Annotated in this window: 20 protein-coding genes and 1 pseudogene; 3 read left to right on the top strand and 18 right to left on the bottom strand. The window is 36.1% G+C overall.

Features of this window, described 5'->3' with window-relative positions; translation table 11 throughout:
• Nucleotides 1-25: 25 nt before the first annotated feature.
• The 18 genes from AC0L7Q_RS06075 to galU all read right to left on the bottom strand — a co-directional run bounded on the left by AC0L7Q_RS06075 (nt 26) and on the right by galU (nt 18,465).
• Entirely contained in the window at nt 26-424 is a 399-nt protein-coding gene (locus AC0L7Q_RS06075; protein WP_409425214.1) for a 3-phosphoshikimate 1-carboxyvinyltransferase, read from the bottom strand.
• Between the two features lie 109 nt (nt 425-533).
• The gene (locus AC0L7Q_RS06070) at nt 534-2,735 is read right to left on the bottom strand and encodes a choice-of-anchor A family protein (protein ID WP_409425213.1); all 2,202 of its coding nucleotides are present in this window, start codon (nt 2,733-2,735) and stop codon (nt 534-536) included.
• A gap of 355 nt (nt 2,736-3,090) precedes the next feature.
• Nucleotides 3,091-3,969: an acyltransferase family protein gene (locus AC0L7Q_RS06065; RefSeq protein WP_409425564.1), complete on the bottom strand. Its 879-nt coding sequence runs from the start codon at nt 3,967-3,969 to the stop codon at nt 3,091-3,093.
• Between the two features lie 121 nt (nt 3,970-4,090).
• Nucleotides 4,091-4,819: a WecB/TagA/CpsF family glycosyltransferase gene (locus AC0L7Q_RS06060; protein WP_054200728.1), complete on the bottom strand. Its 729-nt coding sequence runs from the start codon at nt 4,817-4,819 to the stop codon at nt 4,091-4,093.
• A gap of 15 nt (nt 4,820-4,834) precedes the next feature.
• Nucleotides 4,835-6,028 (bottom strand): aspartate-semialdehyde dehydrogenase, encoded by a 1,194-nt coding sequence (locus AC0L7Q_RS06055; RefSeq protein ID WP_409425212.1) that lies wholly within the window; start codon nt 6,026-6,028, stop codon nt 4,835-4,837.
• Between the two features lie 2 nt (nt 6,029-6,030).
• Nucleotides 6,031-7,113: a glycosyltransferase family 4 protein gene (locus AC0L7Q_RS06050; protein WP_409425211.1), complete on the bottom strand. Its 1,083-nt coding sequence runs from the start codon at nt 7,111-7,113 to the stop codon at nt 6,031-6,033.
• 1 nt (nt 7,114) lies between these two features.
• Nucleotides 7,115-7,324: a hypothetical protein gene (locus AC0L7Q_RS06045; RefSeq protein WP_418157342.1), complete on the bottom strand. Its 210-nt coding sequence runs from the start codon at nt 7,322-7,324 to the stop codon at nt 7,115-7,117.
• Nucleotides 7,273-8,451, bottom strand: coding sequence for a phenylacetate--CoA ligase family protein (locus AC0L7Q_RS06040; protein WP_409425210.1), 1,179 nt, complete (start codon nt 8,449-8,451; stop codon nt 7,273-7,275). The genes AC0L7Q_RS06045 and AC0L7Q_RS06040 overlap by 52 nt, the downstream gene beginning before the upstream one ends.
• Nucleotides 8,445-8,768, bottom strand: coding sequence for a polysaccharide deacetylase family protein (locus AC0L7Q_RS06035; RefSeq protein WP_409425209.1), 324 nt, complete (start codon nt 8,766-8,768; stop codon nt 8,445-8,447). Before AC0L7Q_RS06035 ends, AC0L7Q_RS06040 begins: the two co-directional genes overlap by 7 nt.
• Nucleotides 8,769-8,854: 86 nt before the next feature.
• Complete coding sequence (locus AC0L7Q_RS06030) at nt 8,855-9,493, bottom strand: polysaccharide deacetylase family protein (protein ID WP_409425208.1); 639 nt, start codon at nt 9,491-9,493, stop codon at nt 8,855-8,857.
• Nucleotides 9,486-10,082 carry a GNAT family N-acetyltransferase gene (locus tag AC0L7Q_RS06025; RefSeq protein ID WP_409425207.1) on the bottom strand — a complete coding sequence of 199 codons (597 nt, stop codon included), beginning with the start codon at nt 10,080-10,082 and terminating at the stop codon, nt 9,486-9,488. The genes AC0L7Q_RS06030 and AC0L7Q_RS06025 overlap by 8 nt, the downstream gene beginning before the upstream one ends.
• Complete coding sequence (locus tag AC0L7Q_RS06020; RefSeq protein ID WP_409425206.1) at nt 10,079-11,173, bottom strand: hypothetical protein; 1,095 nt, start codon at nt 11,171-11,173, stop codon at nt 10,079-10,081. Before AC0L7Q_RS06020 ends, AC0L7Q_RS06025 begins: the two co-directional genes overlap by 4 nt.
• 80 nt (nt 11,174-11,253) lie before the next feature.
• A complete protein-coding gene (locus AC0L7Q_RS06015) occupies nt 11,254-12,477 on the bottom strand; it encodes a VpsF family polysaccharide biosynthesis protein (protein ID WP_409425205.1) in 1,224 nt (407 codons plus the stop codon).
• On the bottom strand, nt 12,474-13,886 hold the full coding sequence (locus AC0L7Q_RS06010) for a lipopolysaccharide biosynthesis protein (RefSeq protein ID WP_409425204.1): 1,413 nt from the start codon (nt 13,884-13,886) through the stop codon (nt 12,474-12,476). The genes AC0L7Q_RS06015 and AC0L7Q_RS06010 overlap by 4 nt, the downstream gene beginning before the upstream one ends.
• Nucleotides 13,886-15,055: a VpsD family glycosyltransferase gene (locus tag AC0L7Q_RS06005; RefSeq protein ID WP_409425203.1), complete on the bottom strand. Its 1,170-nt coding sequence runs from the start codon at nt 15,053-15,055 to the stop codon at nt 13,886-13,888. Before AC0L7Q_RS06005 ends, AC0L7Q_RS06010 begins: the two co-directional genes overlap by 1 nt.
• A gap of 54 nt (nt 15,056-15,109) precedes the next feature.
• The gene (wecC, locus tag AC0L7Q_RS06000) at nt 15,110-16,360 is read right to left on the bottom strand and encodes a UDP-N-acetyl-D-mannosamine dehydrogenase (RefSeq protein ID WP_090492899.1); all 1,251 of its coding nucleotides are present in this window, start codon (nt 16,358-16,360) and stop codon (nt 15,110-15,112) included.
• 33 nt (nt 16,361-16,393) lie between these two features.
• Nucleotides 16,394-17,527, bottom strand: a complete 1,134-nt coding sequence (wecB, locus tag AC0L7Q_RS05995; RefSeq protein ID WP_409425202.1) for a non-hydrolyzing UDP-N-acetylglucosamine 2-epimerase — start codon at nt 17,525-17,527, stop codon at nt 16,394-16,396.
• Nucleotides 17,528-17,568: 41 nt separating this feature from the next.
• Nucleotides 17,569-18,465, bottom strand: a complete 897-nt coding sequence (galU, locus tag AC0L7Q_RS05990) for a UTP--glucose-1-phosphate uridylyltransferase GalU (protein WP_413401748.1) — start codon at nt 18,463-18,465, stop codon at nt 17,569-17,571.
• A 264-nt stretch (nt 18,466-18,729) separates the two neighbouring features.
• Between galU and AC0L7Q_RS05985 the strand changes: the two are divergent.
• The 3 genes and pseudogenes from AC0L7Q_RS05985 to AC0L7Q_RS05975 all read left to right on the top strand — a co-directional run bounded on the left by AC0L7Q_RS05985 (nt 18,730) and on the right by AC0L7Q_RS05975 (nt 21,984).
• Nucleotides 18,730-19,427, top strand: a pseudogene (locus tag AC0L7Q_RS05985) (transglutaminase-like cysteine peptidase).
• Nucleotides 19,411-21,417: a bifunctional diguanylate cyclase/phosphodiesterase gene (locus AC0L7Q_RS05980; protein ID WP_409425200.1), complete on the top strand. Its 2,007-nt coding sequence runs from the start codon at nt 19,411-19,413 to the stop codon at nt 21,415-21,417. The pseudogene AC0L7Q_RS05985 and the gene AC0L7Q_RS05980 overlap by 17 nt, the downstream one beginning before the upstream one ends.
• A gap of 21 nt (nt 21,418-21,438) precedes the next feature.
• Nucleotides 21,439-21,984, top strand: coding sequence for a hypothetical protein (locus AC0L7Q_RS05975; RefSeq protein ID WP_409425199.1), 546 nt, complete (start codon nt 21,439-21,441; stop codon nt 21,982-21,984).
• Nucleotides 21,985-22,017: the final 33 nt, after the last annotated feature.

The raw sequence follows: 22,017 nt of genomic DNA, 5'->3' as shown, positions 1-22,017 counted from the left end.
GAGAATACTCGCAGTTTACTTAATCTTAATTAAATAACCCCTTAAACCATCCCCAAACTCCAAACGAATACCCTTCAAAAATATCAATGCCCAATGCGGATTTAATCAAATATAAAACCAGCAATGTAAGTAAAATAGTAAACGTAGCTGCCAAACTTAAGATAATAGCTTGAGTAAACCTCGCTATTTTTTGCTCTTTTACACTTAGTTCTCGCCTGTTTCGACCCGCCAAAAAAACATAGTAATATCGGTATTTAAAAAGTTTAACTACACCTCTGCAGTCAACAGCGTGGTTACCCCACTGCCTAGCACCAATTGCTACTTTTAAATGGGCTAATTGTTCTTCGGTAAAGGTCGTTTGGATGTTTTTAGGCATTCGCTCTAATAAGCTTCTAATAGCGGGATCATTCTGTAGGTTTGACAAAAAAACCTCAATTAAAGTGTGAATAATACATTTCAGTTATTTTAAACAACTACCCAATAATAAAAAGCCAATTATAAATAATTGGCTTTTTATTTGCTAAAAGTACTTTTTATTTAAGTGTACTAGAGCGATAGCTATTGTTATTTAACCAACTTGGTAACTCTACAGTTGGCACTGTACCATTTTGGTTAATATTGGTTTGGTGATAAGAGTGTTGGTTCCAAATACGTGTTGCATTTTTCCAAGGCTTGCTACTATCAGCAGCACCATACACAGTCACACCATTATTAATGCTATATCTAGAATCAGTATTATTTGATACAACAACAAGCTCTGCATTATCATCACCCTCTAGGTCAACCACAATTGGGTATTCCCAAAGCGTTCCTGATGAGTTAGCTACTGTCGATAATACTTCACCATTAACACCATTTAACACTCTTACTTTGTAGTGATCTTGAACAATTACTTCATCAATACCATCACCATTAAAGTCATAAGCACTCACGCCAATTTTACCGCTCCATTCATCATCATTGGCAACAGTCCATACTAAATCACCGTTTGTGTTATACATATCAACCGCTGTGTAACCTGCGTAAACAATACCTAAATCTTTTGTTCCTAAGAATGTAGATATCGCTTGCACACCTCCGCCTAAGTTATTAGGGTTAGTTATTTGCCACTTAACATTACCATTATGCTCAAGTACAGCAAATACACTATCTTCGAGCTTGTTACTTGGATTACTAATTACAACTTCAGGGTTAAGATCGTTATCTAAATTAGCAACTGAGCTAAACCACGTAGCTCCTGGCTCACCATATTGCCATAATTGTGCACCATTAACATCGTATAAGCCTCCACCAGCTAGTACTTCTTGAGTATCGTTGTTATCAGTATCAAAAGTTGTTGAAGCAGCCGACCAATTAGTTGTGTAGAGCAAACCGGTTTCGTAACTTAGTACATTATTACCTGTTACAATTTCAACTACTCCATCATTATTAATATCACTTAAAGTAACAGCGCCTAAAGGTTTGCCCGATTTCTCGAGCTCTTTCTTGACTTGTCCTAAGTTGTTAACAATTTGAACTACTGGTGATGAATAATCATTTAAAACAATTTCAACAATGCCATCACCATCTAAATCAGCTGTGGCAATAGAGTTACGTGGGTCACTAAAAACACCACCATTTTCATAATTCCATAGCTCAGTTCCATCAATACCACTCAATGCCCGAACCAAACCAGGTCGGCTAGATGCTTTACCTTCATAGGTCACAACTATTACATCAGCAATATCGTTGTTGTCGATATTTCCGTCGCCATTATCATCGTTAAGTTGAGCAGTAACGGGAGTAGTAACAACTTGAACATACTCAGGCATAAAGTCACTTGAATTCCAGCTCCACTTTTGTTGCATTGAAAATGGGGCTACAGGCTCTGCAACGGTCGGTAAATTACCGTTAAACTCACCACCTAATAGCGCCATTGAGCCATAAAAACTTTGGCCAATAACAGGCATTTTGGCTGTACCATAAACACCTCTAATGTCAGCGTAAGGTGCTAATACAACCCCCTGCCAACGGTTACCTTTAATATTTAGTTTTTCTGCATTAGTAAAGTTGAATACTGTTTTGGTTGCATGATTGCGTAAACGCCAAAAGCTTTTACCTTTAACATTAACATTGTCGTCGCCAGTAATATTAAAAATAACTGTTGCATCAGCTGGTATGCCCCACACTTTAAAAGTATGGGCTTTAGCAAATTGGCGCGCATCCAAATTAAATACTTGCGTGTCTGAACGACCATCACCTTCTAAGTAAAGGCCACCCCATTTGCTTTGTACTGTTCCAGTAGTATCAAGCTTACCTAACTCAGCGCTTAAATCTTTGTAGTATTGCTCTTGTTCATCAAAATCAAATGGCATGGCCGATTCGTTTTGATTAGACGTTATTTTAGAGTTCCGTTCCATGCCCCATTGAACACTCCAGCTAACATCAGTACCTCCACCTGCAATCATACTACCAACAAACTGGCGCCCTATTTTATAATCGATACTTGATTCACTGATTAAGTAGTACTCATTTGGGTTAGACGGGCGTAAAAAGCCCACGCTATAACCTTTTATGTCGATTTTGCCAGCCGCTATAGCGCCGTCAGCACGGCCAATATTTGATTTAAAATCGTCAAAAACAAATGCTGAAAAGTTATTGGCTACGCCTAAATCTGCAGCTTGTGTTGCCGAGCTGGCTAAAGCAAGTGCGATCACTGCACTTAATTTTTTAGTTTTTAGTAGTGAGTTAGTCATTTTTTCCCTCAAAATGAAAAAGTGCATTAAAGGCACCAAATTTAAGTCATTTGTTTAACGAAAGTTAATTCATCAAGCTCTTGGTGAGCATTATATACACAAACAAAATCAAAAGGAATAAAAAACACTACAAAAGTACCAATTATGTAATTCCAAAGAAAGAACAAAAGTTAAAATCAATAACTTACAAAAATTAAATTTTAAAAAAAGAAAATATTGGTATTTAATAACTAATAAATGTAAATGCAAGGTTAACAGGTTTGCGTGTAGGATGAATGCGCCAAGAGAAAATACTTCACTCTTTTTAAAGGATAGAGGTGGGAATAAAACTACTGCTGTTAAACTCCCCACTAAATTAATTTGATAAACCAATAAGTCTCGGTGTCTTAGATTTTAAGAACCTAAAAACAAAAACCAAGCAACAAATAGCTATACAAGTATTTAGATAAGGAAGAAAATCAAACAAATACCAAATATTAGGAATAATCTTAACTTCGATTTTATGTAAAAACCTAAAAACAATTAAATGAAGCGGAAATATCACTATTGAAGAAATTGCCAGCCATTGGAAGATTGGTCTAGGTTTGAGTTTTTTACTAATCAAAAATAATATAAATATTCCTAAACAAGCAATTAGAGGGAACAAAAGAGGGAAAACACCAAACTTTAACTCTCTTATATCTACACGGCCATTTAATAGCGCTAAATAATAAAAAATTGGAATGGTAAATAACAAAATCAAGTAAATTTTAAATTCATTGTTAAACATTGCATAGCTTATAAAGTTAACCCTTTTAACTAGGACACCTAATTGATAAAAAAACATACCAATAACAGCAGAATCTATAGACCAAAACCACCTTTCCGAAATTAGCTCATTGCTTAACAGCATTAATACAAGCACCCCAGAAGTGATCACGAAACTATATATTGGCTTCAATGCAGAAAAAAATACAATCTGAGCTAATGAAATAACGATTAAACAAGGGAAAAACCAAAGAACCCCATTAATGTGAAAACTATCAGCCTTAGATGTCACTAAACGACTTAAAGGATCAAACCATTGCATTTTACTGGCTTGGCCATCACCAAGAATGTTCAATGGTAACCAAAATAAATAGGAAATAAGAAAAAAGAAAGTAAATGGCAATATTAAACGCTGGAATAGTTTAATTAATGATTGTTTTACTTCTCGCTTGGATGATACTAAATAACCAGATAAAAAAAGAACAATGGCATATGAAATGAATATATTAAAGTATATACATCTTCATTCAACCAAGCTGCATGACCAAGTACAACTAGTATAATTCCTATTGCCTTCATGTTATCAATATAATTTATACGCGTCATGATTAAAAAAACTTGTCTTTTATCAAAAGATACGCAAACTTTGAATTTGTAACTAAGTAGCGTTTCCACATTCGACCTGGCTCTTGAATTACCCTGTATAGCCACTCTAAACCAGCTTTTTGCATCCACTGTGGTGCTCGCTTTACTTTACCTGCTACAACATCGAACGTACCGCCAACCCCCATTACAAAGTCAACACCAAGCTTGTCTTGCCATTTATTAATGAAGTTTTCTTTTTTAGGCGAGGTAATAGCAACAAATAATAACTTAGCGCCCGATTCGCGTATTTTAGTGACCACGGCTTCTTCATCATCCCAAAAGTAGCCATCGTTATAACCTGCTATGTTTAAATTTGGGTTTTGTGCTTTAACGACTTCGGCTGTTTTGCTCACTACTTCTTCGGTGGCACCCAATAAAAACACAGGAAAGTCTCGCTTGGCACTCATAGCTAATAATTCATGAAATAAGTCAACTCCCGCTACACGCTCTGGCACATCGTGCCCTAAAAAACGCGCACCGAACACTACACCCATACCATCAATATTAATTACCTCACACGCTTTAACCGACTCAGCTAAAACAGGATCTTTTTGCATATTAACTATTTTGGCTACATTTACCACAACATGCTGTAAAAATTGCTTTTGCTCAATTCTGCTTTCAATAAAAGACACCGTCTCTTGCATAGTGGCAATATCCATGGGTGCTTTTAAAAATTCAATACGTTTCATTGTTGAGTCCGTTTTTTAAAGTTGTTCAATAACTGCATTTTTAGCGCTGTTCAATTTTTGTCTATTAAAATAAGCAAACGAATAATATACCCATGCTTGTGTCCAACGCACATAGTCAACCTTATTGGTAAAATACTTATTTTTTTGATAAATAAAACGCTGATTTTTAGGCATATATAAGGTTTTAATAGCACGGTTAATTACTTTTTCAGCCAGTATAAAGTCATCTGGCGTTTTACCTACTTTTAATAAAGTAAAAACAGCTTGCGAAACACTGTGCATATCGAGTGGGTAGCGATTATTATTGTAATATTTTGCAGTGCCATCTTGCTCAAACAAATGTGTTTTATAATAAGTAAGACCTTTTGCAATTGCCGATTCAAACTCATCAGTTTGTAATTCATCACTCAGTAAGCGAAGTGCCTCTAGATTATAACCGGTATGAAAGCCATCAATAAACTGATGATGATGGCGAGCACCATATACCCATGAGCCATCGACTCCCTGTTCGCTTACCGACTGCCTTGCAGCATTTAAAGCAAGCTGTTTGTAATGTTGGTTATTAGTTAGTACAGCAACTTTTGCAACCCATGCAGCGCCCCAAAGGCTGGCATTATGTACAAATGCAGTTTCACCCGGTATGTAACCAAAAAACTGCCTACCATCACATTTTTTATATAATGTTTTTACAATAAAATGTGCACTATCAATTGCAGGATCTGAGTATTTTTTGTCTTTGGTGATTTCACTTAATGCATATAAAGCCTGAGCAACATAAATAGTAGTAATTACATTTGGCTTACCTTTAGGTACAAAAAAAGCACGAGCATTCCAGTCAAAGTGGTAACCCCAACAGCTATACTGCCAAATAGATTTATCACTTTGCTGGGTCAATAACCAATCAGCTAGCTTTATCGCTTCATCTAAATAAGTTTGCTCATTAGTTGCTTTATAGTCTTCCAATAAACCTAAAATAAATAAACCAATACCCTTTGGGTTACGCTTTTTGGGCACAGCACATAATGGTCGCAAGTTAATAGCTAAACGTTTATGCAGCTGAATCCAAGCAAGCCCTACAATGCCTTGTTTAAATCGAGGAATTAATTCAAATAGTTTACTATTGAGCCCATCAAATGGATCCTGACCAGCGTATTCATATTTTTGTGCTTGTTTGAGTATTGTATTTGCGCAATAAAAGCTGTCAGTCATAATCAAGCAGCCTCTGCTTTTCTAGTTAAGCTGTCGTATATAGACTGTAGCTGAGGAAGAATTGCTTGTTGGGAAAAATTGTTTTCAAACTTTATCTTTCCAGACTTAGCTAATTGAGCATTTAACTCTCTATCCTTTATTACTTTAATTAATGCTTGTGCTAGGGCTTCAGCATCACCTGCATTCACTAATAAACCATCTTTATCAGATTCAATTGCATCAGGGATACCTCCAGCATAAGTCGAAACGACGCAAATATTTGCAGACATAGCCTCAATAACCCCCATAGGGAAACCTTCGTTATAGCTAGGCAAACAATATATATCAGCAGATCGTAAAACAGATAATTTTTTATCTCCACTGATCCACCCTAAGAACATAACCGAGTCTGAAATATCAAGTTCAGAAGCTAACGCCGTGAATTTTTCGATATCACCATCACCAGCTAACTCTAATTTAGCATTTGGACATTTGGCTTTAACCTTTTGGAAAGCTCTAATTAAATCCCCTGCTCCTTTTCTCTCACCAATACGACCAAGGAAAACGACTTTTCCTATTTGAGAATCACTACCATTATTTGCAATAGGAATGACAGAGTTGTACAAAACTTGAAAATGTTCAGTTGTTGGGAAGGTATCCGCCGCCCAGTCTAACCATTGCGTAGATAAGACAAGCACTTTATCTACCATCATGAACGTATTTCTAATATGCTGCTGTTTGTCATCTGAACATTCATTAGAATAAAAATCCCTAAACTCAGCACCATGCAAATGAAGTATTACTTTCACATTAAAAAACTTTAGTATTCTTACTATTAATGACTTACGACTATAACTTCCTCTTGATGCCATATGAACATGAGCAACTTCAATTTTATAAAGCAAAAGTAAAAAAATAATTTTAAAAATTGATAATAAGAAGAACAATTTCATCAAAAAATGACTAACGCCAGATTTGTTCACAGAAACTAACTTAATATTATTTTCGTCAACAAACCCCATTTCAAAATAACTGTTAATAACGGTTGAGATTCCTCCTTGTCCTTCACGTTTTGGCCCAACCATTAAATTAATTCTTTTCTTCATTTTAATCCTTAATTTTACAAATCGCTTGTCGCATTTTACCATTTTTAGTCCGTTGAATGCTGTCCACAACTTCAACGGTTACAGCTATGCTCTGACCTAAACGCTCTTTAGTATTTTCAACTAGAATGTTGCGCTCATTTTCGTTAAAAACAGCTGTATCTACCATAACAAAGATATGAACAGCTCCTTTTTTTGTTGATAAAACTGGCAAGCAATTAACCCTTCAACCCCTTTTGGGATATGGTTTAATATGTGAATTTTCTGATTATCTTCTGCGACTAAATAGTCGCCAACTCTACCTTCAATTTTTTCTATAATAGGGAAAACTCTGCCACAAGGGCATGACTCCTCACTAGATAAATAAACGTAGTCACCTGTTTTATATCTTATCAAAGGAAAATAATGATTATTAAAATTAGTGCCAATAATTTCATGTCGCCCTGTCGCATCAACGGGCATTAATTCTACATGGGAATAATCGGTTAGGAGGTGGTATCTTCCATGTTCACACTGGCCTATCGCAGCTACTCGCTCAAATAAACCATACCAGTCAAATACTTTACAGTTAAACCGAGTCTCAATTAAGTGACGATCTTCTTCAGATAAAGACTCAGAAGATGTGAGGATTGATTTTATTTTACTAGGGTAGTAACTATCAATAGACTCTAAGTACCTTGCTAATGCAACGATCGAAGATGGGTATGCCTGTATAACTTCTACACCAAAATCGACCATAGCTTTAATATAATCAGGTATTGTAATAGCAGTAATATGAAAAGAAGATAACAAAATCATATCTTCAAAATATGAATAACGCCAAAATGGAGATTGTTTTTGAGCAAAGGGCACAACCATATCCCCACGAATCCATGCTCTTTTATCACCCTTTTTATAGCCAGCCCACTCTCGCTGTCTATCAAAAAAAGCCTGCTCTCTATTCACTGCAATGAGGTCTTGATAAATATTAAGAGGGCTCCCTGTTGTACCGCTTGTTGCACCACTGATCACTACTTTAGGCTTAACATCTGAAATAAAAGCGCTAGGATTATTGCGAACCACGCTCTTATCTATAACAGGAAAGCCATTAATAGATTTATCTGTTAATGCTTGTTCCTTATAAAAATCAACATTCTTTAGAGCATTATCAATACACGATTCGAGCATTGCGTCGGAATAAGATTGTAGATTATCCGCCGAACGCTCATTTCTATGAATATTACGAAGAGTCTCTTCTGAAAAATTATTTCTTTTTAGTTTAACTCGAATAAATCCACGTATTGTTAAAATACTGTTTTGGATAAATATTGGTGCTAGTTTATATATTTTGCTGTTTAACATTCCACTAAGTCCATTTTTTCAGTGTATTCTTTGAGCGTCATAAAACTATTGAATTGCGAAAGTACTTTTGAAAATGGGCTAAATAAGCTCAAATCCTTAGGGTGTGCAATTAGCACTAGCGGGTAGTTAGGGTCTTGTATACGTCTTTGTTTAATTGCAACTTTAAAACGAGTAATTTCCATAGAACTAGATAAACACATATCAAAATTACTATTTTTAAGCATTTCAATATTTTGAGCGCTTTTATCTTCTCTATTATGAGAATATGGTACGTTTTTATATTGGCGATTTTTAATGGTAGAAAATACTCTAGCCAAGCTAAATCGTTGTAGTTTATTAACACTGATTGTCAATAATGGTAGCTCAAGCAATCTTCTAACGGATTTTTTATCACTTGGTACAATTATTGAGTCATCACAATGCCAATAAGGAAGGTTACTAGGCGCCATTGTAAAATCATAATTAGAGAGGCTGTTAGAAAAAAACCAGGGCAAACTGAAGAGTCGCAGTAAATATTATTATCTAACAGTGCATTGACACTTTCATATGAATTACCTACGTTATAACCGCCCGCACGAAAAGTAGTACAATTATAATTTGGGTCTACGTCTCTAACACGCTTTTCAAGCATTTCTTTACCTAAAGCTAGAAGTTCATATTTCCCGGGTGACCCCTTAGTTGAACGCTCGGGAAGATCAGAAAAGCTCCACCATTGATGGTTTAATTTCCACTGCCCGTTAACATACTCGGCATTGTACCATTGCGGATGTAAGTGAAGCTGAATATCATGGCCTTGCTTTATTAGCTCAGCAACTTGATTTTCTATTGCAACTGCCCCCAGATATTCATTACTCTCTTCTGGATATAACTCTTTTAAGCCTATCAGCTTTTCAACTTCTAGTATTTCAATAAAAAAAGTAGCCTTGGTGCCAAGTTTATCAAACGCTTTCAACATTTTATAAGTAGGGTCGATTAAATGTTTAAAAACACACCCCTTACCACTTCCAAATAACTCATAGTCAATTGTTATAATATTAGTCATTAGTTTCCCTTGAAAGCTCATACCTTTTGCCAAGTATCATTAAAGTTTTAACTTCTGATACCTGTTTAAACCCAGTTTTAGTGAAAGAGGCTATTGATGATAGATTTTGAGCATTTATAGAAGTTACAATTTTAGATACTCCCTTTGCTTTACATTTCTCAATTGCAAAAAATATCATTGCTTTATTTATACCTTTACCTCTGTGCTTTTTATCAACAAAAACAGGGCCAATCCATGCAGAGTTATTAGCACTAAGTAAAACCTCTCCGAATCCAGCGATTTCCTTTTGACCAAAGGATAAAAAAGTGAAACCTGCCACTTCATCATTTACCTTTGCAACGAAGCATTCACCACCACCTTCAAGGCTATTTGCAACATCCGCTTTTGATAAGTGCAAAATCCCTATTGGTTTATCTATATCTTTTAAATCCACTGTTTTCAGTTTTTCAAGTTCAAGTTCTGAGATGTTTAATTCAAAACCTAATGTACTTGTTTTTCTATAAAAAAAACCTGTAACTTTTTTCAAGAACATTATAAAAACATTGTAGAAGCCGTCAGTCTTACATCGTTTTAAAATCTTAATAATCATTTTTTTACCTGCATAAAAAATGGTTTTAAATCTTTTAAATCGAATATATCAGTACTATTTGATCTAAAAATTGATAAGTTATCTTTAAAGTACTTTTTAAATGATTTAGTTTTGGTAAATAAGATCATACAAGATTGAATATCTCTCAAAAACGATGACCATTTTATGGTTGTGTTTAAACGCTCTCCCTCTTCCGCCTTTCCATAGAGCAACTTAGAAGGGGTAGTATATTTGCTACCTATCGCACTCATTAAGCCGCATGGCCTTGAGTTTGCTTCAATTAAAAAATATGTTCCTGTTTGATCGCATTCTTTAAACTCTACTTCGATTAAACCGACATAATTAGAACTTTTTAAGAGTTCAACTATCGGTCTGTATATAGAATCCATAAAAGCAGTGGGAGCTTCAAATTCTTCTACATAAGAACCAAAACCGTTTTTAGATATTCGGCACTTTCTAGTCAAAAGGTATGCTACATGCTCACTTGAAATTGAAAGTTGTAGCGATATGTTAGAATCCTCTGCTCCACTTATATAATCTTGAAAAATTAGATATTGGAGTGTGTTTTTGCTCACACTTGTATAAAAGTGCTGAAAATCACTAAAGCAATTAAAAACTTTTGTTTTAAAGTTAGCATCACTAGTACTATGTAATACGTCCTGATTCCATTTAACCAAAATTGGATTTGGTAATTCACCATTTTCATATAAGGTAGTCGGTTCGTAGCTTCTTGGATATTTAATGCCTATTTCTTTAAAAAAATTGTAAGTTGAATCTTTATGGGCAAAGAGTTCTATTAGCTCGAACGGTTTAGGATATATGTCATACAGTGAACTTAATTCTTTTCCATAGTCAACAATAGCCTGCAACTCTTTACCGCCACAGATGTGCATTTCATTGAAATCACGATTCAGCAATTTTAGTTTTTTTATAAATTCTTGAGGGTCTTTAACACATAGCTTTTCACCATACTTCGAATGAAATGCAATTTTCTCATCTAAAGAAACCAACAATACTTTTTCACCTTGCCTTGCTAATAACCGAAGAACATAAAGAGCTTGGGGCCCAGAACCTAAAATTATTGCACTCACTAATGACCTCTTACTTATTCTTAAAAAATTATTAAATCACTTATCAAAAAAACTTTAATAGCGAATTCGTAATATATAAATCACTTAACCCCAACCTTTTCATCATCAGTCGCTTTAGTGGAATAAACCAAATATAAACAAGAAATAAAAAATAGAAGTACGGGGGTTTTTGTTGCTAATGCGTTATTGGTAACCGAAGCCCCTAATAAGACAAACAATGCTACCTTTAATTGAGCTGGACCATTGAGAGCCAATTTACCAGCAGTGCTAAAACAAGCAATTAAAAGTAAAACCGTTGAAATTAATCCAAAACTCACAATCCAGCCAACAATATAATTTTCTATCGTATTGATACCAATATAAAATTCAATATTCTGCATAATCGAGGCTGGTGCGCCAAGAAGCCACTCACTAAAACTCAATTGGTCTAAAATAATAAACACATCAAATCGAGCCTGAGCACTAGAGTCAACATGTAACTTATTTAAGATACGTGCTCCAATTGGAGTCAAAGTTATTATTAATACAGTGAAAATAGATGCAAAAAAAGCGAGCGCTTGTATTACTGCAAATCGTATTTTAGATACTCTAAAACCGTTAGACACAAATGATGGAATTTTAGGCATTACAAGTAAGAACATGCCTAGCAGAAATATCCCTGTAGCTCCCCTTCCACCAAAAGCAAAGAGTGCTAACGTAACTACAGTAAAATAGATTAAGTAAGGAATTCGCGTATAGCCCATTAGTAAAGGTGCCAAAGCAGCGGTAATCAACGCGTTATTAAGTGGGTGAGTCAGTAAAGCAACGGATCTGAAATAACTAAAACTAGAGAACTGGACAGATATCAGTGAACTACCAAGCATAAACTCTAAAATAGCTATAACTGAATTTATGAATAATAAGTATGCAAGCAACGTTAATAGTTTATTTTTATGGGTGATATTCAACTGACTCAATAAATATAGAGCTAAAAGCGGGGCTACCATAGTATCAACCAAGTAAGCCATCCCCGAGGTACCAAATCTAATTAAGCCGTAAAATATAACAAGTACAATACACAAAAAACTTATTAGCCATGATGCTCTAAGCTCTTTCAGGCTAGTTAGAGGCATATTGATCCCTCTTCTAAGCGTAAAAATGGCAACGATTAGCATTAATATATACGTCGAAATATGTATTTTAACTAACGGATTTCCGCCTTCTGATACGTATTTTATACCTACGTTTTCTAGTAAATAGCCGCCAAAAATAAATGCCGTCAAAAAAGTGAACATCATTACTTTATAAATATTTTCACTTTTCATTTATTTATTACCCATGCTTTACATTTTTTATAATTTAGTATGGCAAGCACACATGAGAAAATGCTCACACCAATAACTACATCAATAATAATATTGACTATGGACATATCAATTATCACAAAGTGATAAACACGTAATTCAGGTAGAAATATAGCCATACACAAAGTTGAAAGTAGAATTTTATAAACCTGCAACGGTACAGCGTATCTATACCCTTTTTTTAGCGATAACCATAAGCTCATAACCAATGCGATAGTATTAGCAATTAAAAAAGCACTCGCTGCACCTATCAAACCAAAAGGAGGAATCAAAGTAACTAATAATGATAGGTTTAATATTAATGAAAAAACACTGATTTTTGGCAGGTATTTTGTGTTTAAAGAGAACTGTAAACCATGATCTATATAATGTGCCTTCAAATTTAAAACAAACACCCCCGCGCATAAAATATAAATAACAGTAGAACCTTGTGATAAATATTCTTCACTTAGTAATAAGTGCGTTATCGGCTCGGCTAAAATACAAAACCCAACTAAAGCAGGCATTGAAATTAAACATAATAAAGTTAAATATTCACCATGGGCTTTGTACAAAGCAGCTTTATCGTTTATTTTTTTTGTTAATTCAGGATAACTTGGCAAGGCGACAACCATAAAAATAAGTGCGCCAATTCCTAATAAAATATTTGATATAGCGGCGTATATACCTGTTTGTGCTAAATCTAATGAGTCGGCAATAAAATAACGGTCTAAACGACTTGATATTGCTGCAACTAAGCCACTGGCCATAAGAGGTAAGCCATAAGAGAAAATAACCTTAGCATCTGCAGTTTTAAGCTTATTAATACTGATTTTAAGCGGTTTAAAAACAACTAAACCTGCAACCAAATAGCTTAAAGCAAGGGCTGATAATGCAGAAAGGATATTAGGAGAATAAACTAGCAAGCTGCCTGTAATTACTATAGCCATAATAGATTGAGTAATTACGGCAATTCTATATTGGTTTAAACGCTCCATTATACGGGCTAATTCAAGATAGAACTGATAGAGAGCTTTAGTTAAAAAAACTAAAAAGGTAGCTAAAAACGTAGATAAGGTTAATAAACCTGTTAAATATAACCCCAAGCTAACTAATGCTAAAGCTGGCAATGTGCTGCAAAAAATAATTGAGCTGGCAATCGCTGCAAAATTTTCATGTTTGTCTGCTGTTTTACTAGGAAGTAAACGCAGCATGCTAGCGTTAATCCACTGGGCAGCTACCGCCCTTACAACTTCAACCGTTAATAGCATTAATGCCAACATTCCGTATTCTGTTGTAGTTAATAACTTGGTATGAATACTAATTAATGCAAAAACACTAATTGCAGCAAAAATTTGCACTGGAGCATATTTTAGTAATGCATTAAACATTATTGTTCTCGCTCAGCCTTAAAAACAAGCTCATTATAAACGGCCTTATAATGCTTAATTATCTGTGAAGTATTAAATAACTCTTTTAACTTTTTCACAGATAATTCTCTATCGAAATTATTTAAGTTTGCTGTAATTTCATCAACTGTTGTTGACTCTGTTATATACAAAACACCGATTGATTGAAAAAACTCTTTTTGCTCAGCGAGTATGCCTACTTCAGTACAGACTAAAGGAAGCCCCGTAGCTAAAATTTCCAGCGGAACCAAGCCAAAGGTTTCTTCTTTCGAAGTAAAAATACCGCAATCAGCATTGTTATAAAGCTCAATTAATTCGTACTTGTTTTTTCTACCTAAAAAGGCAACTGATTTTTCTAGTTGTAACGCTTCAATTTTGCGCTCTAGTTGTTGTGCATATTCTTTGTTCGACTTGGACCCCACTATATCTAAGCGGCATGCAATTCCCTTTTGATTAAGCATATGGATGATGTCTATAGATTGCTCAATATTCTTTTTAGGGTTAATTAAGGCACACGTTATAAACTTTATTTCCTGAGGGTACTCAATTAATTGACTTTGTTTGGGGCTATTAAAAAAACTGTCATCTATCGGGTTATAAATTATGTTTGCTTTAATATTATTTTTAGCTAGTGCTTGTTTTAAAATGTCACCAACAACAAACTTTTTATCACCTAAATGCCTAGTAAACTTAGGAATTATTTTTTCATATAGAAAGTTATTAAAAAATCCAAAGTTATGACGCCCAATCTTTTTATAGCTATGAACAGTAACAACCGATTTCCCCTTAAAACCATTGCCAATTAGTGCACTCCAAAAGTGGGTATGCACTAAGTCAGGATTCAAAGCTTTTAACAACTTGCGAACATGCCAATTTTGCCAAATAATACCAGGAATTTTAAATTTTACTTGCTTACTTGATGTAGGCAGCCAAATAAAATCAACATTATCTGATAGACGAATAGCATCACCAGTGAAAGGAATTTTACTTTGCGGGTCAAGCCCGATAATGGTAAACCTAAAGTTAGCGTCATCATGGTTAACCAAATATTCTGCAAACATTTGGCATACACTGTCTACGCCGCCGCAATTGTTACTGCCCCAGTCATAGGTAGAAAGGGGCATAATTAAAGCGATATGTTTTTTAGGCATTATTGGTATTCTTATTAATATACATTCAAAACTCTTTATTCATATTTTTAAGCTTTAAAGAATACCACGAGTGTCGATAACAACTTTTGATGCAAATTCTGTTTTATCTGCTGCTTTAAATTGTTTATGATCAACTAATACCACAACGACATTTGCTTGCTCTAGCGCGCTTTCTAGCGATACTAAGCTAACATTTTTATCTGCTAGGTTAGCTGGAAGCTCTGCAATATTTGGCTCTACCGCAAGTATTTCACCAATATTTTTTGCTGCTAATTCTTCAACAATATTTAATGCCGGACTTTCACGAAGATCGTCAATATCGGCTTTAAATGAAAGGCCTAAACATGCAATTACTGGGCGTTTAAATTCATCAGCGGCTTTTGCTACTTTTTCAATTACGTAGAACGGTTTTGCATCGTTAGTTAAGCGTGCTTGTTTAATTATTTTTGCTTCGTCTGGGCAACTTGCAACAATAAACCAAGGATCAACCGCAATACAGTGGCCGCCAACACCAGGACCTGGATTTAAAATATTTACGCGCGGGTGACGGTTAGCAAGCTTAATAAGCTCCCACACGTTAATTTTTAACTTGTCACAAATTACCGACAATTCATTGGCAAAGGCAATGTTTACATCGCGGAATGAGTTTTCGGTTAACTTAGCCATTTCAGCAGTACGTGCATTGGTAATAATACACTCGCCGCGCACAAAAGTTTCGTATAACTTAACGGCTTTTTCACTACATGCTTTGCTCATACCGCCAATTACGCGGTCGTTTGATACCAGCTCTTGCAATACATAACCAGGTAATACACGCTCTGGGCAATGAGCAATGTTGATGTCGGCGGCATCGCCTTTATCTTGTGGGAACGTTAAGTCAGGGCGCGCTTCACTTAACCAAGCAGCTAGTTGCTCTGTTGCACCTACGGGTGAGGTACTTTCTAAAATAACTAAGTTACCTTTTTCAAGTACTGGGGCAATCATTTTTGCTGCCGATTCAATATAACTTAAGTCGGCGCTGTGGTTACCACTTTCGCTGTGAATAAACGGTGTAGGTACTGCAACCATAAACGCGTCGGCTTTTTCTGGCGTTGTAGTTGCTCTTAAGTTACCAGTAGACACTACGCCGCGAACTATTATGTCGAGATCAGGCTCTACTATGTGTATTTCACCGGCATTAATGGTATTAACTGCTTTTTCGCTTACGTCTAAACCAATTACTTTCATACCGCGCGATGCAATAACCGCCGCAGTTGGTAAACCTATGTAACCTAAACCAACAACTGAAACTGTTTTAATTGTCATTACTAAATCCTTGAAAAAGTTTTAAACTTTATTTTAATCTTTAAAGTGTTGCTTAATTTTAGCCACAATGCGTTCACACGCTTTACCATCACCATAAGGGTTATGTGCACGGCTCATCGATTGATATTCTTGAGCGTTAATGAGTAAATTATTAACTTCACTCACTATCCGAGCTTTATCTGTGCCTACTAGTTTAACTGTACCTGCTTCTACCGCTTCTGGGCGTTCTGTGGTGTCACGCATAACAAGTACAGGTTTACCTAGGCTTGGCGCTTCTTCTTGAACACCACCTGAGTCGGTTACGATTATGTGAGCTTGATTCATTAAGTACACAAATGGTAGGTAGTCTTGCGGCTCGATTAAATGCACATTATCAACATTTTTTAATATACGATTTACCGGTTCGCGTACATTAGGATTTAAATGCATTGGGTACAAAATTTGTGTATCTGGGTGCGCAGTTGCAATTTCTACCAATGCCTCACAAATTCGCTCAAAACCGCCACCAAAGCTCTCACGGCGGTGCCCTGTAACTAAAATAAGCTTTTTAGTTTCATCGAGTTCTGGAAATTTAGCTTTTAGAGTTGAAATTAAAGCGGTGTCGGTTTTTACTTTATCAGCCACTTGTAATAATGCATCAATAACAGTATTGCCAGTAATTACGATATCGTCAGCACTTACAGCTTCGTTGAGTAAGTTTTGCTGCGATGTTTGCGTTGGTGCAAAATGCAGCTTTGTAATAGCACCAGTAAGCTTGCGGTTACCCTCTTCAGGCCATGGTGAACTTAAGTTGCCTGTGCGTAAACCTGCTTCTACATGCCCTACCGGAATTTGCTGATAAAACGCAGCTAAACTTGCTGATAAAGTAGTGCTAGTATCGCCATGAACAAGCACTAAATCTGGTTTAAATTCTTCAAGAATAGGTTTTAGCCCTAACAAGATATTTGTTGTTACATCGTATAAACTTTGACCCGGCTTCATAATATTCAAATCGTACTCTGGTACAATTTCAAAAAGGTCTAAAACTTGGTCAAGCATTTCGCGATGCTGAGCAGTAACACACACTTTTGCGTCAATACCTTCTGCGGCATTGAGTGCTTTAACTAGCGGTGCCATTTTTATTGCTTCAGGTCGTGTACCAAAAATACTTAATATTTTAATAGCCATGATTTCCCTTTAATTTTTTTACTAACCGGTTTTGCATAACTTTATGCATTTGCCATTAATTGCTTAACGCGCTTGGTAAATTCTTCACCCATTAGGCTTGATTGCATTGCATACTCTACATTTGCAAGCATATAACCTAGTTTCGAGCCACAGTCGTGCGACTTACCTTTTAAATGGTACGCTTCAATTGTTTCAAAGTGACGCAACTGCAGTAACGCATCTGTTAATTGGATTTCGCCGCCTGCGCCTGGTGGCGTAAATTCGAGCAAATCCCAAATAGCAGGCGATACAACATATCGCCCTGTTATGGCTAAATTGCTTGGCGCTTCGTCATTGTTTGGTTTTTCAACCATGTTGGTAATGGCTGCATTTTCGCCTGGGGCAATATTTTTACCCGCTAAATCAACTACACCATAGTTGTGCACTTCTTCATGTGGGACAGGCTCAACCATAATTTGGTTATGCTGGGTGCGCTCAAATCGGCCGATCATTTGCGTTAAGTTATCAACCTTTAGGTTCGACTTATATTGATCGATAATGACATCTGGCAACAAAATAGCGAATGGGTTATTACCAATGATTGGCCGAGTTTCAAGTATTGCGTGGCCTAAGCCTAACGGTGCTGATTGACGAACCGAAATAATGCTTACATCTCGCGGGATTATTGAACGCACTTCTTCTAGCAAGCTGCGTTTTACACGGGCCTCTAGGGTAGCTTCTAGCTCAAAGCTGGTATCAAAGTGATTTTCTATTGCGTTTTTGGAGGCATGGGTAACCAGTACAATTTCTTTAATACCGGCTTTTACTGCTTCGTTTACAACGTATTGAATGAGAGGTTTATCGACTAGCGGAAGCATTTCCTTTGGCGTTGCTTTGGTGGCTGGTAGCATGCGCGTACCTAAACCTGCAACAGGCAAGACTGCTTTTAATACTTTCACTTCAATTCCTTTTTCTTAACTTTTTATTTTTCGTAGAAACTTATTGATGCTGTTGCTAAATTTAAGCATGTGTTTTAAGTGCTACTGTCCGTATGGGCGGGTATTATACACACCAGATAAATTCGCTCAATACAAAAAAACAGCCTTTTAGATTGTTTTGTGTTAATGAAATGTTACCGACGTAGTGGGTGCACTTTTTATAACCTATCATTTTAGTTTCAATGGGAATATAATTACCGCGTTAATTTTTTAGGGATGGGCTTTGTGCGGGTAGGAATTTGCATCATTATATTAGTGTCTTTTTTTGCTTGTGCACAAGACATGCTTTTACATTTGCGTAATAGCGATATAATTACCCGTGCCAAACAGTTTTATGGTGATGCTGGCCACCAAAGAATAAAAAACTGGCTGAGTTTCATAGATGACTCTGCCGACAAAAGCGAATGGCAAAAAATTCATTTAGTTAATGACTTTTTTAATAAGCATATAAAGTACAAAACCGATGACGAGCTTTGGCAAAAAAAGATTACTGGGCCACGCCACTAGAAAGCTTAGGGGTGGGTATGGGTGACTGTGAAGATTATGTTATTGCAAAGTATTTTACTTTAATAGCCTTAGGAATCCCTGAAGACAAAATACGCTTTATGTATGTACGCCAGCGTACGGTTAATCAACCTCACATGGTACTTATATACTTTGAACAACCTAATCAAATACCGCTAGTACTTGATAATTTTAATACAAAATTGGTACCTGCCAGTAACCGTGGTGATTTAAAACCTATATATAGTTTTAATGGCCAAGGTTTATGGTTAGCTAAGTCGAAAGGGTTAGGTAATAAGGTTAAAAATAGTCGTGGTGTTTCTGCTTGGAACACCATGCTTGAGCGAATTGAACAAGGTGAGCTTGCGCCCGCCAACGATAACAATAAAGGAACTAGTAGTTATGTCTCGACTCTTTAAATATGGATTGAGTTTAAAGACTCAAGTATATGGCTTGATCATTTTAATTTCGATAATTTCGTTTTGTGTACGCGTTATTACCGACGTTGATACAACCCGTAATTACTTACAAACGCAAATGGCTAGCCACGCGCAAGACACCGCTACCAGTTTAGGCCTTTCTATCTCTCCTTATTTAGAAGACGACAGCCTAATGATTGCCGAGACGATGGCAACCGCTATTTTTGACTCTGGTTACTATAGCCAAATTAAATTTACTGACGTGCAAAACAACATCGTTTTTGAATTACAAAACCCTAAGCGTGTAGAGTCTGTTCCTAGCTGGTTTATAGGTGCTGTTGAACTAAGTGCACCAACTATGCATTCTGAAATAAATAATGGCTGGATGATGGCCGGTACTCTTGATGTAACCAGCCATACTGGGCAATCTTATTTAACCTTGTGGCAGCACACCTTGCGCAGCTTATATAGCTCGTTTTTACTATTAGCAGCATCACTGGCAATTGCATTTTTAATATTACGTGCGGTATTTAAGCCACTACAAGCAGTAGAAAACCAAGCTATGCTGGTAACAAGAAAGCGTTTTACCTTAAATAAAGAAATACCGGTTGCTCGAGAACTTCGCACTGTTACGCAAGCCATTAATAACATGGTTTTAAACCTACAAAGTACGTTTGATTCACTAACAAAACAAACTCAAGCACTTACCGAAGAGGTATACATAGACTCGTTAACGGGGCTAGGTAACCGCAAGTCGTTTGAAAACCACTTTAATTCAGTTGTTAATAATATTACTGACGATACACCCATTACCGCAATGATGCTTACCCTACCCTCGTTAAATAATATTAACCAAGTTGTAAGCTATCAAGATGGCGATCAGCATGTACTTGATGCAGCAAAAATACTGAAACAGCTTGCTGATGAGTTACCAAATTCATCTTTATTTAGGCTCAACGGGGGAACGTTCGTTTTATTGGCCCCGTATGATGTTTTATTTTTAAGTAAAGCTCGCTTAGATGTGAGTGATAAGTTAAGTCAAAAAGAAAATAGCTCACACATTAATGGTTACGCTAATTTAGCCATAGTTGGCATTGAGCAAGGCGCTGCCTTGGGTGAAGTGTTGTCGTTACTTGATACTAGTTGCACTATTGGCGAAGATGCTACATTAGATAATACCGATAAAGAGTCATTATTTAGTGTTAACCAATGGCGTACTTTAATTAAGTCGATTATAAATGCGGGTGAAGTCAGCTTTTCAGTGCAGCCCGTAAAGCAAGCTAATAAAACTGACTCTCAATGTTATTTTGAAGTATTTGCCCACTTTATTCATGAGGGTGAAAAAGTAAATAATGGCCACTTATTCGCCATGGCTGAAAAGTTAAATTTAACCGAAGAACTCGATAAAAAAATTATACGATGCTTTGTAGATATAAAAGAACATTACCCTAATGATGTATTTGCACTTAATATTAGCAAGGCATCGTTGTACTCAACTGACTTTATACAATGGCTCACCCTTTATTCGCACACTAAACCCGTTATTAAAACAAACCTTGTATTCGAACTACATGAAATTGGTTTGCTCTATAATGTGCACGTAGCTTCATTACATATAGATGCAATTAAAGAGCTGGGTATTAATGTATGTATTGAACACTTTGGCACTAGCTTAACGTCTTTCAGGTATTTACAAGGTCTTGATATTGAGTATGTAAAAATTGATGGTAGTTATATTCAAGATTTAGTAACTAACCCACAAAGCCAGTTTTATATTCAAACAGTTAATAATATTTGTCATGGTTTTGGTATTAAAGTTTTAGCCTGTTTAATTGAAAAAACTGAAACGTTAGAGATACTCGAATCCTTGGGATGTGATGGGGTACAAGGTAATTTAATACTGTCACCATCAAAAATTATTAAATCTAATGAAAATGGCGTAAATAAAGAGTTTACTTTTTGCGCCGATGCGCTAAAATTTTGCAATTAAAACTCAACCTAGGGACGAGAAATGAAAAAATTACTTTTAGCTGGCTTAGTAGCTAGCGCAACAGCTCTTACTGCTCTTCCAACCTATGCACAAACGGATAACGATGCTGTGGTTCAAGAAGTGAGCATAAATAACATTATTGATATTCTTAATAACGTTACCGCAGATACTTCATCTGAGCAATTACGCGAAGATTTAGTAGAAGCAATTAAACGTATTTGTAAAAACAAAGAAAAAGTTGAATTAGACGAGAAATTACTAAATGCCGCGTGTAGCGCTGCAGACATTGATGCAATGGTTGCAGCTGTTGTTGCCCAATTTGGTGCAGACAACCCGTTAATTTCTGACTTTTTAGCTGCACTTACAGCTGCAGGTTTAGACTCTGATGCAATTACACTTGCTGCAATTACTGCAGGTGTTGATGCAACCACCGCTTCTGAAGCGACCGCTGCAGGCCCAGGTGTAGGTCAGCCTGCTCCGCCAGTAGGCAGTTTACCAACACTACCAACACCTCCAGGCTCTGGTGGTACAGGTGGTGATAACGGTATATCTGAAGTCGGTAACTAGTTTTTACCATAAGTATATTTAAACGCAGCCTAT

It is taken from the genome of Pseudoalteromonas sp. KJ63-1 (assembly GCF_055808145.1).
This window is presented reverse-complemented; position numbering and strand designations above follow the sequence as displayed.

Excerpts from the sequence above, each read along its gene's own strand:
- AC0L7Q_RS06070 (WP_409425213.1), bottom strand. The coding sequence starts at position 2,735 with ATGACTAACTCACTACTAAAAACTAAAAAATTAAGTGCAGTGATCGCA.
- AC0L7Q_RS06060 (WP_054200728.1), bottom strand. The coding sequence starts at position 4,819 with ATGAAACGTATTGAATTTTTAAAAGCACCCATGGATATTGCCACTATG.
- AC0L7Q_RS06055 (WP_409425212.1), bottom strand. The coding sequence starts at position 6,028 with ATGACTGACAGCTTTTATTGCGCAAATACAATACTCAAACAAGCACAA.
- AC0L7Q_RS06050 (WP_409425211.1), bottom strand. The coding sequence starts at position 7,113 with ATGAAGAAAAGAATTAATTTAATGGTTGGGCCAAAACGTGAAGGACAA.
- AC0L7Q_RS06040 (WP_409425210.1), bottom strand. The coding sequence starts at position 8,451 with ATGTTAAACAGCAAAATATATAAACTAGCACCAATATTTATCCAAAAC.
- AC0L7Q_RS06030 (WP_409425208.1), bottom strand. The coding sequence starts at position 9,493 with ATGACTAATATTATAACAATTGACTATGAGTTATTTGGAAGTGGTAAG.
- AC0L7Q_RS06025 (WP_409425207.1), bottom strand. The coding sequence starts at position 10,082 with ATGATTATTAAGATTTTAAAACGATGTAAGACTGACGGCTTCTACAAT.
- AC0L7Q_RS06015 (WP_409425205.1), bottom strand. The coding sequence starts at position 12,477 with ATGAAAAGTGAAAATATTTATAAAGTAATGATGTTCACTTTTTTGACG.
- AC0L7Q_RS06010 (WP_409425204.1), bottom strand. The coding sequence starts at position 13,886 with ATGTTTAATGCATTACTAAAATATGCTCCAGTGCAAATTTTTGCTGCA.
- AC0L7Q_RS06005 (WP_409425203.1), bottom strand. The coding sequence starts at position 15,055 with ATGCCTAAAAAACATATCGCTTTAATTATGCCCCTTTCTACCTATGAC.
- wecC (WP_090492899.1), bottom strand. The coding sequence starts at position 16,360 with ATGACAATTAAAACAGTTTCAGTTGTTGGTTTAGGTTACATAGGTTTA.
- wecB (WP_409425202.1), bottom strand. The coding sequence starts at position 17,527 with ATGGCTATTAAAATATTAAGTATTTTTGGTACACGACCTGAAGCAATA.
- AC0L7Q_RS05980 (WP_409425200.1), top strand. The coding sequence starts at position 19,411 with ATGTCTCGACTCTTTAAATATGGATTGAGTTTAAAGACTCAAGTATAT.
- AC0L7Q_RS05975 (WP_409425199.1), top strand. The coding sequence starts at position 21,439 with ATGAAAAAATTACTTTTAGCTGGCTTAGTAGCTAGCGCAACAGCTCTT.